Annotated in this window: 13 protein-coding genes and 1 riboswitch; all 13 genes read left to right on the top strand. The window is 36.4% G+C overall.

Translation table 11 applies throughout. The annotated features are described in order from the left end of the window. Positions 1 to 387: 387 nt before the first annotated feature. Positions 388 to 2,058, top strand: a complete 1,671-nt coding sequence (locus V7183_RS03365) for a ribonuclease J (protein ID WP_097895263.1) — start codon at positions 388 to 390, stop codon at positions 2,056 to 2,058. A gap of 100 nt (positions 2,059 to 2,158) precedes the next feature. Continuing rightward, entirely contained in the window at positions 2,159 to 2,908 is a 750-nt protein-coding gene (locus V7183_RS03370; RefSeq protein ID WP_097895264.1) for a ClpP family protease, read from the top strand. Then, complete coding sequence (locus V7183_RS03375) at positions 2,905 to 3,108, top strand: YlzJ-like family protein (protein ID WP_097895266.1); 204 nt, start codon at positions 2,905 to 2,907, stop codon at positions 3,106 to 3,108. The genes V7183_RS03370 and V7183_RS03375 overlap by 4 nt, the downstream gene beginning before the upstream one ends. A gap of 211 nt (positions 3,109 to 3,319) precedes the next feature. Then, a complete protein-coding gene (locus V7183_RS03380; RefSeq protein ID WP_335358662.1) occupies positions 3,320 to 5,713 on the top strand; it encodes a DNA translocase FtsK in 2,394 nt (797 codons plus the stop codon). A gap of 204 nt (positions 5,714 to 5,917) precedes the next feature. After that, positions 5,918 to 6,019, top strand: a riboswitch (purine riboswitch). 232 nt (positions 6,020 to 6,251) lie between these two features. After that, positions 6,252 to 6,977: a GntR family transcriptional regulator gene (locus tag V7183_RS03385; RefSeq protein WP_097895270.1), complete on the top strand. Its 726-nt coding sequence runs from the start codon at positions 6,252 to 6,254 to the stop codon at positions 6,975 to 6,977. Between the two features lie 90 nt (positions 6,978 to 7,067). Then, a complete protein-coding gene (locus V7183_RS03390; protein ID WP_097895272.1) occupies positions 7,068 to 8,144 on the top strand; it encodes a BMP family lipoprotein in 1,077 nt (358 codons plus the stop codon). Between the two features lie 105 nt (positions 8,145 to 8,249). After that, positions 8,250 to 9,782: an ABC transporter ATP-binding protein gene (locus V7183_RS03395; RefSeq protein ID WP_335358663.1), complete on the top strand. Its 1,533-nt coding sequence runs from the start codon at positions 8,250 to 8,252 to the stop codon at positions 9,780 to 9,782. After that, complete coding sequence (locus V7183_RS03400) at positions 9,775 to 10,833, top strand: ABC transporter permease (RefSeq protein WP_335358664.1); 1,059 nt, start codon at positions 9,775 to 9,777, stop codon at positions 10,831 to 10,833. The genes V7183_RS03395 and V7183_RS03400 overlap by 8 nt, the downstream gene beginning before the upstream one ends. Continuing rightward, positions 10,834 to 11,793 carry an ABC transporter permease gene (locus V7183_RS03405; RefSeq protein WP_097895278.1) on the top strand — a complete coding sequence of 320 codons (960 nt, stop codon included), beginning with the start codon at positions 10,834 to 10,836 and terminating at the stop codon, positions 11,791 to 11,793. A 211-nt stretch (positions 11,794 to 12,004) separates the two neighbouring features. Continuing rightward, a complete protein-coding gene (gene yfmF, locus V7183_RS03410; protein ID WP_335358665.1) occupies positions 12,005 to 13,279 on the top strand; it encodes an EF-P 5-aminopentanol modification-associated protein YfmF in 1,275 nt (424 codons plus the stop codon). Then, positions 13,280 to 14,566 carry an EF-P 5-aminopentanol modification-associated protein YfmH gene (yfmH, locus tag V7183_RS03415; protein WP_335358666.1) on the top strand — a complete coding sequence of 429 codons (1,287 nt, stop codon included), beginning with the start codon at positions 13,280 to 13,282 and terminating at the stop codon, positions 14,564 to 14,566. It begins immediately after the preceding gene. A gap of 181 nt (positions 14,567 to 14,747) precedes the next feature. After that, a complete protein-coding gene (gene ymfI / locus V7183_RS03420) occupies positions 14,748 to 15,461 on the top strand; it encodes an elongation factor P 5-aminopentanone reductase (RefSeq protein WP_097895283.1) in 714 nt (237 codons plus the stop codon). 80 nt (positions 15,462 to 15,541) lie between these two features. Continuing rightward, positions 15,542 to 15,790 (top strand): DUF3243 domain-containing protein, encoded by a 249-nt coding sequence (locus tag V7183_RS03425; protein ID WP_097895285.1) that lies wholly within the window; start codon positions 15,542 to 15,544, stop codon positions 15,788 to 15,790. Positions 15,791 to 15,851: the final 61 nt, after the last annotated feature.

Genomic DNA, 15,851 nt, shown 5'->3' on the forward strand with positions numbered 1-15,851 from the left:
TTGGGACAGCTCCTTTTTTTTGGCGTTGAAATAACTGTATCAACGTTTCGGATTTGTAGGCTTCCCCGCTCTTTCTCATAATTTAACTTGTGTTCTATTTCTTGTATCAGTTATAATATGGCTAAGTAGCTTAGTACGGGTATGCTTAGCAAAATTGGAAAAATTTATAATTTAACGGAATTTTCATATCATATCGCATAAGATATTTGATTTATATAATGAAAGAGAGGTGAAACCTGGTTTAAAAAGTGAACAAGAACATGATATCGCATAACGGTAAGGACATTCGTCTCGGACGGTGAATATATGGTGGTTGTAGAGTTTCCCTGGTGTCTCTACAATTTTAGTGAAATCAGTGTTTGCAAGATTTTTAAACCAGGCAACAACATGAAGAGAAAAGAGATTGATTCTGTAAAGGTATTTGCTCTTGGTGGAGTAGGTGAAATCGGAAAAAATATGTATTGTGTCGAAATTGATTCCGAAATTTTTATTGTAGATGCAGGCTTAATGTTTCCGGGAGATGAAATGTTTGGAATTGACATCGTCATCCCTGACATTACATATTTAGTAGAAAATCAAGAGCGAGTAAAAGGTTTATTTATTACACATGGTCATGAAGATCACATTGGTGGAATTGTTTATGTACTGCGTAAACTTTCAATCCCAGTGTATGCGACAAAGTTAACAGTAGGTCTTATCCAAGAAAAACTTGGTGAAGCAGGAATGCTGGGTCGTGTGGATTTAAAAACAATTGATGCGAATTCGACAGTGGAATTTAATACGACAACGGTTTCATTCTTTGGTACAACACATAGTATTCCAGATTCTGTTGGTGTGTGCTTCCATACATCAAAAGGTGCTATCGTATATACTGGAGATTTTAAATTCGACCAAACACCGATTGGTAACAGTGGGGCCGATCTTGGAAAGATGGCGCAAATTGGAAATGAAGGCGTTCTGTGCTTATTATCTGATAGTACAAATGCTGAACGTCCTGGTTACACCGGTTCTGAAAAAGAGGTTGGAATAGAAATTTCAAAAGTATTTTATGGTTCAGAAGGCCGTATTATTGTTGCTTCTTTTGCATCAAATGTACATCGTATTCAACAAGTATTCGATGCAGCGGTTGAAACAGGGCGTAAAGTAGCAGTAGTAGGTCGTAGTATGGTGAAAGTAGTAGATATAGCAAGACGTCTTGGTTATTTAGATGTTCCAGATGGCATGATTATTTCATTGCAAGAGGTAGATAACTTCCCCGAGAAGAAGGTGGCGATTTTAACAACTGGTAGTCAAGGGGAACCAATGGCAGCTCTTTCAAGAATGGCGAAGCAAGCTCATAAGCAAATTTCAATCCGTAAGGGAGACACAGTTATTATTGCAGCTTCTCCAATTCCTGGAAATGAAATATCGGTATCGAAAATTATTGATTTACTATTCAGAGCTGGTGCAGAAGTTGTCTATTATGGTGAAAGAAAAGTTCATGTTTCTGGTCATGGTAGTCAAGAAGAATTGAAATTGATGTTAAATTTAATGAAGCCGAAATATTTTATACCCGTACATGGTGAATTCCGTATGCAAAAAGCACATGCGTATTTAGCAGAAGATGTAGGTGTTTTGAAAGAAAATATTTTCATCGTGGAAAAAGGCGATGTGATTGCTTTTGAAGGAGAAGAAGCAAAACTAGCTGGTAAAGTACAAGCAGGGAATGTTCTCATTGATGGATTAGGTGTGGGGGATGTTGGTAACATTGTCCTACGTGACCGCAAGATGTTATCGCAAGATGGAATTTTAGTTGTTGTTGTAACACTTGGGAAAGATGAGAAAAAAATAATCTCTGGTCCAGAAATTATTTCACGTGGTTTTGTATATGTTCGCGAATCAGAAGCATTAATTGAAAGATCTACAGATATTGTACGTACAATTGTTGAACAATCAATTAAAGAATATTCTATTGAATGGTCTATGTTAAAACAAAATATTCGTGAATTATTAGGACAATTCCTATATGAAGAAACGAAGAGAAAGCCAATGATTTTACCAATTATTATGGAAGTATAAGAAAGCCGCCTTTATAGGTGGTTTTTTCTTTTTTATCCCTATCGAATGAAATTTATAACTTAAGAAATAATAGTTGTATACGAGTGAAAGGGGATGCGATATGACAGAGCGTGATCATTATACAAATGAAGAAAAAGAAGCTGATCCGAAAGAGGATTCAAAGGAAGCATCAGTAGTAGAAAAAATTCAACAGCTTGGTCAAACGAATGTGCCGCAAATGAATGAATCACGTATTCATTGTTTAACAATTGTTGGACAGGTAGAAGGGCATGTTCAACTTCCACCGCAAAATAAGACGACGAAATATGAGCATGTAATTCCGCAAATTGTAGCAATTGAACAAAATCCGAAAATTGAAGGTTTACTTTTATTGTTGAATACAGTAGGTGGTGATGTTGAGGCTGGACTAGCGATTTCTGAAATGGTAGCTTCACTATCAAAACCAACTGTATCCCTTGTTTTAGGTGGAGGGCATTCAATAGGTGTACCGATTGCGGTATCGACGAATTATTCATATATTGCGGAAACTGCAACAATGACGATTCATCCAATTCGTTTAACTGGTCTTGTTATTGGTGTTCCGCAAACATTTGAGTATCTAGATAAGATGCAGGAACGGGTTATACGATTTGTAACAAAGCATTCAAAAGTGACGGAAGATCGTTTTAAAGAGCTTATGTTTGCAAAAGGGAATTTAACGCGAGATATTGGAACAAATGTAATTGGTGGAGACGCAGTGAAATATGGTTTAATAGATGATGTTGGTGGTATTGGAGATGCGATTCGAAAATTGAATGAATTAATAGATATGAAAGCGGATGGAAAACAAGATGGGAAGTTGTTGCAATGATTTTATATACAATTATGCCAGAGCAAGTTATTTATCCGGCGGATTATTCGCAGTGTGAAAGTCAAAAAATAGTGAATGTAAATGGTGTAGAGATGGTTGTTTCTGAAGAAAATAATCAATCCTATTCCATAGTACGCGTGCTAAGTACGGATCCATCCCATTACTTACAATATGAGCCTGGACAGAAAATAACCTTTTAGTAAAAAGCAGGATTTTGTTTAAAAGCTATGGTATAATATAAAAAACAAGACGGTTGAGCAGCCATGAGTAGGCTGCTTTCTTCTGTTTATTTAGCATTTTACAAGAAGTGTAAAAATAGAAGATAACGAGACCTGAATATAAGGAATGGTTTATAAATAAATCATTTTGTAAATGAAAGTTTTATTTAATTTTAGAACACGGGGTGAAGAAATGGCAAAACAAAAGCAAAGAGGGACGAAAGCAAAAGCAAGACGTACGATAAAGCCGACTTTGTATTACGAAATCGTCGGGTTGACTCTTTTTGCACTTTCAATCATTACAATTTTACAGCTAGGTGTTGTAGGAAAATCGTTTGTGTTATTTTTTCGCTTTTTCTTTGGTGAATGGTACATAATTGGCGTATTAGGTGTGATTGCTTTGTCAATTGCATTTGTGATAAAACGTGGATGGCCTAATCTTTTAAACAAACGGTTAATAGGTGTTTATTTAATTGTATCAGCGATATTAATGTTTAGTCATATCACATTATTCAACCTGCTTACAAAAGACGGAGCGGTAGAAAATACATCTGTGATTGTTAGTACAAAAGATTTATTCTTTCTAGAAATGAAAAAGAGTCCAAATACTGTCCATTTAGGTGGCGGCATGTTTGGAGCTCTTATGTTTGCGACATGTTATTTTTTATTTGACGAAGTAGGAGCCTATATTATTGGGATTATTTTAGTTGTTCTTGGTGTGCTCTGTATTACAAATAAACATATTGGAGAAGTACTTGCTCCGGTAGGAAGAATACTTAGAAGTCAGTTTCAAGTGATGCAAGGAGACTACAAAGATTGGAAATCTAAGCGTGCAGCTGAACAAACGGAAAAGAAAAAAACGTCAAGGCGTACGCGGAGTGAACGTCTTGATACCCAAGAAGAGATTGTCGATCCGGTAGAAGAAATAGAAATCGGACCGCCAATTATTTCAAACTTCACAGAGAATTACCCGGTAAGTGAGGAGCAGGATAAAAGCAGTGAAGAAGAGAGACCAAACGATTTAATTACTTCGCCGTTTGTTGAAGAAGAAATTCCATCTCAACCACAAGAACAACCGAAAAAGAAACGCGGCGAAAAGATAGTTGAATCTTTAGAGGGGGAAACAAAGGCGCCTCCAATGCAATTTTCCAATGTGGAAAATAAAGATTATAAGCTTCCTTCTCTTGATATATTGAAATTTCCAAAGAATAAGCAAGTTACGAATGAAAATGCGGAAATTTATGAGAATGCTCGTAAATTGGAACGCACATTCCAAAGCTTTGGTGTGAAAGCGAAAGTAACAAAAGTACATAGAGGTCCTGCGGTTACGAAGTATGAAGTGTATCCGGATATGGGAGTGAAAGTAAGTAAAATTGTTAGTTTGAGTGATGATTTGGCACTGGCTTTAGCGGCCAAGGATATTCGAATTGAAGCACCAATTCCTGGGAAATCAGCAGTAGGAATTGAAGTTCCAAATTCAGAGGTTTCTATGGTGACGCTTAGAGAAGTACTTGATTCAAAAGCGAACAACCATCCAGAAGAAAAATTATTAATTGGTCTTGGACGTGATATTACTGGTGAAGCCGTGTTAGCACGTTTAAATAAGATGCCCCATCTATTAGTAGCTGGAGCGACTGGCAGTGGGAAAAGTGTATGTATTAATGGGATTATTGTTAGTATTTTAATGCGTGCAAAACCACATGAAGTAAAATTAATGATGATTGATCCGAAGATGGTAGAGTTAAATGTATATAATGGTGTTCCGCATTTATTAACACCTGTGGTAACAGATCCGAAAAAAGCCTCACAAGCATTGAAAAAAGTTGTGAGTGAAATGGAACGTCGGTATGAATTGTTTGCTCATAGTGGAACGCGTAATATTGAAGGGTATAATGAGTATGTTAGACAGCATAATGACCAATCTGAAGCTAAGCAACCAGAACTTCCATACATTGTTGTAATTGTGGACGAGTTAGCTGATTTAATGATGGTTGCTTCTTCAGACGTAGAAGATGCAATTATGCGTTTAGCGCAGATGGCGCGTGCAGCTGGTATTCATTTAATTATCGCGACGCAACGTCCGTCAGTTGACGTTATTACAGGTGTTATTAAAGCGAATATTCCATCGCGTATTGCTTTTGCTGTATCTTCTCAAACAGACTCTCGTACAATCCTTGACGGTGGTGGCGCTGAGAAGTTACTAGGTCGTGGAGACATGCTATTTATACCTATCGGTGCATCGAAGCCAGTTCGTGTGCAAGGGGCGTTCTTATCAGATGATGAAGTAGAAAGAGTTGTAGAGTATGTTATAGGGCAACAAAAAGCGCAATATCAAGAAGATATGATCCCGCAAGATGTCCCTGAAACAAAACAAGAAGTTGAAGATGAATTGTATGATGAAGCGGTTCAACTTGTTGTAGAAATGCAAACAGCCTCAGTTTCTATGTTACAACGCAGATTTAGAGTAGGATATACACGCGCGGCGCGTTTAATTGATGCAATGGAGATGAATGGTGTAGTTGGGCCTTATGAGGGTAGTAAACCGAGAGAAGTATTGATTAAAGATATACAAGAAAAAAGTTCTTAATAAAAAAGCCTAATTGTTTGCAATTAGGCTTTTTTATATGACGTTTTTGTTATATACTATAGTCATCAAGAAAGAAAGGGCTTACATTCCGGGTGGTTTCTTAGAATACGAATACTTTTAATGTTATTTTTGAAAAATGTTCGATATTCGTTGTAGAAAAGTGTTGAATTATGTTGACACATATGGGAGCAAGTGGTAAGATTACCACGAAAAGAATCACTGCCTCATATAATCTTGGAGATAAGGTCCATAAGTTTCTACCTGGCAACCATGAATTGCTGGACTATGAGGGGAAAAGTGTGTAACAAAGGATGTAAGGGATCTTTGTGCCGAACTTTTTCTCTATATGAGGAATGGTTGTGGTACAAAGTTTTTTTTATGAAATAAAGATAGAAAATTTCATCTTGAAAAATTATTAACATTTATTCGGCAAGTTTCATTTATTTTAGTATTGCGAAATTTAAACTGTGTGTAGGTTGAAAAAAGAGAAAAGAAGTCTTACATCAGAGGTCGAATAATTGAAATGCGGGGGAGTCTTATGTCAGTTAAATCCGATAGTCGACACTTATATTTACAGGTGATCGATCATATTAAAGAGAAGATCAAAAGCGGGGCATACAAAGAGAAACAAAAGTTGCCTTCAGAGTTTGATTTAGCGAAAGAACTCGGCGTAAGTAGAGCAACTTTACGTGAAGCATTGCGTATTTTAGAGGAAGAAAATGTTGTGATTCGTAGACATGGTGTGGGTACGTTTGTGAATGCGAAACCGTTATTTTCTTCAGGAATCGAACAGCTTTCTAGTATTACAGATATGATTTCCAGTGTGGGGAAAACACCGGGAACAGTCTTTTTATCATCATCTACTACGAGTTTAACAGAAGAGGAAAAAGAAAAGTTTAATAGTGAAGAAGACTTTGAAGCAGTGATGATTGAGCGTGTTCGTACAGCAGATGGGGAACCTGTTGTATATTGTATTGACAAATTGGCAAAAGAAATATTGCCTGATTTATCGGATTACAATGAGGAATCGCTGCTTACTGTAATACATAATAACACGCACAAACGTATTACATATGCGGTCGCTCATATTGAACCAATTGGTTATCATCCGAAAATATCGCCAATCTTACAATGTGAGCCAGAAACAGCACTGCTCGTTTTAAAGCAAATGCACTATGATCAAAATGATGAACCAATCTTATATTCTATTAATTATTTCAGAGCAGATAAATTTAGCTTCCACGTATTAAGAAAACGTATGTAATAAAGTTCCTTTTTAGGGAGGTGACAGCAAGAAGAAAGGGACAGCAGCGTATGAATGGATATATATATCATTTTAGGAGGGGTTTCTAGTATGAAGAAAAAAGCAGGTCTTTTATTATCATTAACGTTAGTAGCGAGTACAGTGTTAGGTGCATGTGGTAACTCGGATAAAGCAAGTGGAGATAAAAAAGATGACAAGAACATTAAAGTAGGTATGGTTACAGACGTTGGGGGCGTTGATGATAAATCATTTAACCAATCTTCTTGGGAAGGTTTACAAAAATTCGGTAAAGATAATGGGCTAAAAGAGAAGACGAACTATCGTTACCTTCAGTCTGAAAAAGAAGCAGATTATATTCCGAACTTAAAGAAATTTGCAAAAGATAAATATGATTTATCTTTTGGTATTGGTTATAAATTAGAAAAAGCAATTGAAGAGGTTGCGAAAGAAAATCCAAAACAACAGTTTGCAATTGTAGATACTGTAGTAAAACAACCGAACGTAACAAGTATTACATTTAAGGATCATGAAGGATCATTCCTTGTAGGTGCAGTAGCAGCGATGTCAACAAAAACAAATAAAGTTGGGTTTGTTGGTGGAATGAAGAGTGATTTAATTAGTAAGTTTGAGAATGGATTTAAAGCTGGTGCTAAAGCTGTTAACCCAAATATTGAGATTGTATCTGAATATGCAGAAGCATTTGATAAGCCTGAAAAAGGTGCTGCACTTGCATCAGCAATGTACGGACAAGGAGTAGACGTAATTTACCATGCTGCTGGTGGTACTGGTAACGGCGTGTTTACTGAAGCGAAAAACCGTAAGAAGAAAGGTGAAAATGTTTGGGTAATCGGTGTTGACCGTGACCAAAACCAAGAAGGTATGCCTGAAAACGTAACGCTAACTTCTATGGTAAAACGCGTTGATGTTGCGGTTGAAAAAGTAGCACAAGAAGCAAAAGATGGTAAGTTAGAAGGCGGAAAAGTAGAAGCGTTTGGTTTAAAAGATGAAGGTGTTGGCATTGCGAAAACAACTGATAATGTGAAAAAAGTAAATCCAGAAATTTTACCAAAAGTAGAAGAGTTTGAAAAGAAAATTACTGCTGGTGAAATTAAAGTACCTGCTACTGATAAAGAGTACAAAGAATACGAAGCTGCTCTTAAGAAATAATAGAGAAATAGCAAAGGTTAGTTCTTAGAACTAACCTTTGTATATATAAAATTACTTTTAATAGAGTGTAATTGGGGACTGTTCCCTGCTAAAAGGAGGAACAAAATGGAATACGTAATTGAGATGAATAATATTACAAAAGTATTCCCAGGCATTGTAGCGAACGATAATATTACGCTGCAAGTAAAACAGGGAGAAATACATGCTTTACTCGGAGAAAATGGTGCAGGGAAGTCAACGTTAATGAACGTTCTTTTTGGATTATATCAGCCAGAACAAGGAGAAATTAAAATTAAAGGGAAACCTGTAAAAATTACAAACCCTAATATTGCAAATGACTTCGGGATTGGTATGGTTCATCAACATTTCATGCTTGTTCATAATTTTACAGTTACAGAGAATATTATTCTTGGAAATGAACCGAAGAGAAAAGGGAAAATTGCTATTGATGAAGCTGCAAAAGAGATTCAACAATTATCAGAACAATATGGTTTAGCTGTAGATCCGTATGCGAAAATTGAAGATATTTCGGTTGGTATGCAGCAACGTGTTGAAATTTTGAAAACGCTGTATCGCGGAGCAGAAATTTTAATATTTGATGAACCGACGGCAGTATTAACTCCTCAAGAAATTCATGAGCTTATTCAAATTATGAAAAAGCTTGTGCAAGAAGGAAAATCTATCATTCTTATTACACATAAGTTAAAAGAAATTATGGAAGTTTGTGATCGTTGTACGATTATTCGTAAAGGAAAGGGAATCGGAACGGTTGACGTTGCAAATACAGATGAACATAAACTGGCAGAACTAATGGTCGGACGTCAAGTGAATTTTAAAACAGAAAAATTAGATGCCAAGCCTAAGGAAGATGTACTTTCTATTGCAAATCTTGTTGTTCATGATGCACGCCAATTACCTGCTGTAAAAGGCCTTGACTTAACTGTTCGTGCAGGAGAAATTGTCGGTATTGCAGGGATTGATGGGAATGGACAAAGTGAATTAATAGAGGCAATTACTGGTTTACGAAAAGTTGAGTCAGGTTCTATTGCAATTAATGGGAAAGAAATCACAAATTGGCCGGTTAGACGGATTACGGAAGAAGGAATCGGTCATATTCCAGAAGACCGTCATAAACATGGACTCGTTCTTGATTTTTCTGTTAGAGATAATATGGTTTTACAAACATATTATAAAAAACCATTTTCAAATAAGGGGATTTTAAATTTTAGTAAAATAAAGAAAAAAGCAAAAGAGCTGATTGAGCAGTTTGATGTACGTACACCTAGCGAGCAAACATTAGCTCGTGCATTATCTGGTGGGAACCAGCAAAAGGCAATTATTGCACGTGAAGTAGATCGTGATCCTGATTTATTAATTGCAGCGCAGCCAACACGTGGTTTAGATGTAGGTGCGATTGAATTTATTCATAAGAAATTAATTGAACAGAGAGATAAGGGAAAAGCGGTGCTTCTTCTTTCTTTAGAACTCGATGAAATTTTAAATGTGAGTGACCGCGTTGCTGTTATTTATGAAGGGAAAATTGTTGCGATTGTTAATACAAAAGAGACAAATGAAAAACAATTAGGTCTTTTAATGGCTGGTGGAACAGGGGAAGAGAAGGTGAGTACAAATGGCTAAAAAGTTTTTAACGGAGCGAACGATTAATATTTTAGTTCCTATATTATCCGTTATATTTGGTTTGCTTGTTGGTGCCATTGTTATGTTAGTTAGTGGATATGATCCAATTGTTGGATATGGTGCACTTTGGACTGGTATGTTCGGAAGCCCTAGTGCAATTGGAGAGACACTTCGTACAATGATACCGCTTATTCTAGCGGGATTATCGGTAGCATTTGCGTTTCGTACCGGTTTATTTAATATCGGGGTAGAAGGACAATTGTTAGTTGGTTGGCTTGCTGCTGTTTGGTTTGGTTATGCAGTATCATTACCTGCCTTTCTTCATATTCCATTGTCTATTTTAGTGGCAGCTATAGCTGGTGGGCTATGGGGATTTATTCCAGGATATTTGAAAGGGAAATTTAAGGTTAATGAAGTTATTGTAACGATTATGATGAATTACATTGCACTATATGTTACATATGACATCATTAAACGCTTTTTACATGAAGGTAATGACAAAACATATGATATTCAGCCGAGTGCGTCATTAGCTTCAGATTGGTTAGCTTCTTTAACAGATGGTTCTCGCCTTCACTGGGGAATTGTTGTCGCAATTCTTGTTACGATTCTTATGTGGTTTTTATTAGATAGAACAACTTTAGGTTATGAATTGAAATCAGTTGGATTTAACCAACAAGCGTCTCAATATGCTGGTATGAAAGTATCTCGTAATGTTGTGTTATCTATGACAATTGCGGGTGCATTTGCTGGAATTGGTGGAGCAATGGAAGGGCTCGGGACGTTCCAAAGTATGACAGCAATGGCTACGTTTACCGGAATTGGATTTGACGGGATTGCGGTAGCACTTCTTGGAGGGAATAATCCATTTGGTATTGTACTTGCTGCATTATTATTTGGAGGTTTAAAAAGTGCAGCGCCGCAAATGAACTTTGAAGCGGATGTACCATCTGAGTTAATTAATGTAATCATTGCATGTATTATTTTCTTTGTTGCTTGTAGTTATATTTTACGCTGGGCACTTACGCGCATGAGCAAGGAGGGGAAATAAATGAGCTTTCTAGATGTTTTAGCCATTCTTGTGACGGGTACGTTATACACGGCAGCACCTCTAATCTTTACAGCGTTAGGTGGCGTATTTAGTGAGCGTTCTGGTGTTGTAAATATCGCATTGGAAGGATTAATGTTATTTGGTGCATTTGTTGGTATTATTACAACGCTATTAATGGGGGATACTTGGGGGGCTATGACTCCTTGGATTGCACTTATATTTGCAGCAATTGGTAGCGGATTATTTGCACTTCTTCATGCAGTTGCATCGATTACATTCCGTGCGGATCAAGTTGTTAGTGGAGTAGCAATTAACTTTTTATCTCTTGGTTTAACTGTTTTTGCGATTAAGAAAATCTTTGGTAAAGGACAAACTGATTTTATTCACTACCGTATTGAAAAAATTGATGTTCCAGGACTTTCGGATATTCCGGTTATCGGAAAAATCTTTTTCTCAAATGTACCATTAACATCGTATATTGCCATTATTTTAGCATTTGTTGTTTGGTATATCATTTATAAAACACCGTTTGGTCTTCGTCTTCGTGCGGTTGGTGAACATCCAATGGCTGCGGATACAATGGGGATTAATGTATATAAAATGCGTTATATTGCTGTTTGTATTTCAGGGATGTTTGCTGGAGTAGGTGGTGCAGTCTTTGCACTGTCAATCTCAAACAACTTCTCAGGTGCAACGATTACGGGACAAGGTTTCTTAGCGTTAGCTGCTATGATCTTTGGAAAATGGAACCCAATTGGGGCACTAGGAGCTGCTTTATTCTTTGGATTTGCACAATCGCTAGGCGTAACTGGTGGTACAATCCCTGTATTAAAAGAAATTCCGAGTGTTTTCTTAGCAATATTACCATATGTGTTCACGATTTTAGCACTTGTCGGTTTTGTAGGACGTTCAGAAGCTCCAAAAGCACTTGGAACACCGTATGAAAAAGGAAAAAGGTAATCGTTTAAAAAGTATAGAAAAAGCTCGCACATTAGTGCGGGCTTTTTTACATAGAATATGCTTAATACAGAAATTTATTTTCTGCTTTTTAATGAAGAAATGATTAGAAGGAAAAGGATATAAAGATGATAAGAGAGAAAAGTTGATTTTTTATTTCTAAAAACTGTATATTGAAGAGGAATATTCCTACATACGTAAAGGAGGGCTATAAATGAAACTGATGGAACAGCAAATGCATGAATTAGGTGGTTTGCGAGTACATATTATTCCTACAGACAAATATAAAACAAATACATTTGTATTTCGCTTTAAAGCACCTTTAAATGAAGAAACGGTGACGGAGCGAGCTTTATTGCCATACGTCCTACAAAGTGCGACAGAAAAGTTACCATCCGTGATTCGTCTTCGCCAATATTTAGAGGAATTATATGGTTCTTCTTTAGCAGTGGATGTAAGTAAAAAGGGAGAAGATCACATCATCTCTATTTATGTGGATATCGCCAATGAAACGTATTTACAAGACGCGCCGCCCCTTTTTGAAAAGGCGCTTTCTATGTTGTCTGATATTGTGTTACATCCAGCGACGGAAGGGGATAGCTTTTTACACTCTATTGTAGAAAGTGAAAAGCGAGCACTCTTGCAACGGATTGAAGCAACATATGATGATAAAATGCGTTATGCTAACGAGCGATTAATAGAAGAAATGTGTAAAGTAGAGCTATATCGATTAAGTGCAAATGGGAAAAAAGAGAACGTTGCTTCTATTACAAATGAAAGCTTGTATCGGTATTATCAAAAAGTGTTAGCAGAAGATGAAATGGATCTTTATATTATTGGTGATATTTCAGAAAATGCGGTCGAGCTTGTTGGTAAATATTTTTCAATCTCGCCGCGTGCCCCAAAAGAAAAAAATGTCCTTCTTCATAAACGAAATAATGAAGAGAAAGAAATTGTTGAAAAACAAGAATTAAAGCAAAGTAAATTAAATATTGGATATCGTACGTATATTACGTACCGTGATGAAGACTATTTTGCATTGCAATTGTTTAACGGTTTATTTGGTGGATTCTCACACTCAAAATTATTTGTGAATGTTCGTGAAAAAAATAGTTTAGCGTATTATGCCGCATCACGATTTGAAAGTCATAAAGGTCTTCTCTTTGTTATGTCTGGAATTGAAGCGAAAAATTATGAAAAAGCGGTGGAGATTATAAAAGAGCAAATGAAGGCCATGCAAAGTGGTGACTTTTCAGAAGAAGAAATTTATCAAACAAAAAGTGTTATTCAAAATCAAATTTTAGAGGCAGTTGATACACCGCGTGGTTTCGTGGAAATGCTTTATCATGGTGTGATTGCAGAACGTACGCGCCCAGTAGAGGAATGGTTAACTGGCATTGAGCGTGTTACGAAAGAAGAAATTGTAAAGGTTGCCAATGGCATTGAATTAGATACAATTTACTTTTTACACGGAACGGAGGGAGAATAGATGGAGAAAATAGTTTATGAACAATTAAAAGAAACGCTCTATTACGAAAAACTTCCTAATGGATTAAACGTATATATGTTGCCGAAACAAGGATTTAATAAAACGTTTGCGACATTTACAACAAAGTATGGTTCCATCGATAACACATTTGTTCCACTTGGAAAAGAAGAAATGACTCGGGTACCAGATGGGATCGCTCATTTCCTTGAACATAAATTATTTGAAAAAGAAGATCATGACGCATTTCAATTGTTTAGTAAACAAGGGGCATCTGCAAATGCTTTTACATCCTTTACGAGAACAGCTTATCTCTTTTCATGTACATCAAATGTAGAGCAAAATTTAAATACATTATTGAATTTTGTCCAAGAACCGTATTTTTCTGAAAAAACGGTTGAAAAAGAGAAAGGAATTATTGGTCAAGAAATTCAAATGTATCAAGATAATCCTGATTGGCGTTTATATTTTGGATTAATTGATAGTTTATTTGTCAAGCATCCAATTAAAATTGATATTGCGGGAACAATTGAGTCTATTAGTAAAATTACAAAAGACTTATTGTATGAGTGTTATGAAACATTTTACCATCCAAGCAATATGTTGTTATTTGTTGTTGGAGCTATCGATCCGGAAAAGACAATGGATTTAATCCGTGAAAATCAGGCGAAAAAAGATTATAAAAATCAACCGGAGATTGTACGTTCGTTTGAGAGTGAACCGGAAGAGGTAAATGAAAAAAAGAAAATTATTTCTATGCCTGTTCAAACACCGAAATGTTTAGTCGGTATAAAGGCGACAGGGCTCAAAGAAAAAGGGCAAGAACTTTTAAAACAAGAGATTGCGATTACATTACTTTTAGATTATTTATTTGGGAAAGGGTCAGCTCATTATGAGTCTTTATATAATGAAGGACTCATTGATGATACGTTCTCTTATGATTATACAGAAGAAAGTAACTTTGGTTTTGCGATGGTTGGTGGTGATACGAAGCGGCCTGATGAGTTAGCAAATCGTTTGAAAAGCATTTTATTACAGACCAATTATGATGAGTTAGATGCAAAGGCGCTAGAGCGCGTAAAGAAAAAGAAGATTGGCGGCTTTTTACGATCGCTTAACTCGCCTGAATATATTGCAAATCAATTTACACGATATGCATTTGATGAATCCAGCTTGTTTGATGCTCTTTCCGTTTTAGAGGATTTAACTGTTCAAGATTTACAAGAAGCAGCAAAAGTATTTTTATCTGAAGAAAGAATGAGTATTTGCCAAGTCTTGCCGAAACAATAAAGGGGAATTTTAATAAGGGAACTGCTTGGCGTTCAGGGGATTTACAGCCATTTTATCCCTCATCTAACTTTTTAGCTATTGCTAAATCGTAAGATGGGGGTATTATTTGTTTGGGGATGTATGAAAGAATGTGTAATTTGAAAAAGTTTCTTTATAGATGAAAGGATAAGAGAGGAAAAGTATGAAAAAATTTGCGTTAGTGACTGGAGGAAGCGGAGGAATTGGCTCTGCAATTTCAAAACAGTTAAATGAAGATGGTTATACAGTATATGTGCATTATAACAAAGGCGAAGAAAAGGTAAGAGAACTAGAAAACCAATTTGATGAAATGATTCCCGTTCAAGCAAATTTAGCAGCTGCAGATGGACCAGAAAAATTGTGGGCACAAATTCATCATCCGATTGATGTAATTGTATATGCGGCTGGAAAAAGTATATTTGGTTTAGTGACAGATGTTACAAATGAACAGTTAAATGAAATGGTGGAATTACAGGTGAAAAGCGTATATAAACTACTGTCGCTTGCAATTCCATCAATGATTCACCGTAGAAGTGGAAACGTTGTTATTATTTCATCGATTTGGGGACAAATGGGCGCGTCTTGTGAAGTGTTGTATTCAATGGTAAAAGGTGCGCAAAATTCGTATACAAAAGCATTGGCTAAAGAAGTGGCTTTAAGTGGGATTCGTGTCAATGCAGTGGCACCAGGAGCAATTGAGACAGAAATGCTAAGTGTATTTTCAGAGGAAGATAAGAATGGGATGGCAGAAGAGATTCCAACTGGGAGAATTGGATGTCCAGAGGAAGTAGCAAAAACAGTTTCTTTCCTTGTATCACCAGGGGCTTCGTATATAACGGGGCAAATTATTGGAGTAAACGGTGGATGGCATTGTTAAAATGCAAAATACATACATAAAAAACATGGAATTGTACAAATTAAGCATGATTCTATTACTTAATAGTGAGGTGCTTAAATATGTCAGTATTAGAAAACTTTGATCAGTGGAAAAGCTTTTTAGGAGAGCGTTTAGAGCAGGCGCAAGGAAAGGGTCTTGATGGGGGAGCTGTTTCAGATATGGCATTCCGCGTTGGTGACTATCTGGCGAATGAAGTAGAAGCACGTAATGATCAAGAAAAACTATTAGCTGGGCTTTGGAAAGTTGCTGACGAACAAGAGCAACATACAATCGCGAATTTAATGGTGAAGTTTGTACAACATAAGTAAAAAAAGAGAGGAGAATATCCTCTCTTTTTTTTTAGTATTGAAAATACCTTGATTTGGTTGT

The organism is Bacillus sp. JJ1127 (assembly GCF_036965845.1).
Classification (GTDB): domain Bacteria; phylum Bacillota; class Bacilli; order Bacillales; family Bacillaceae_G; genus Bacillus_A.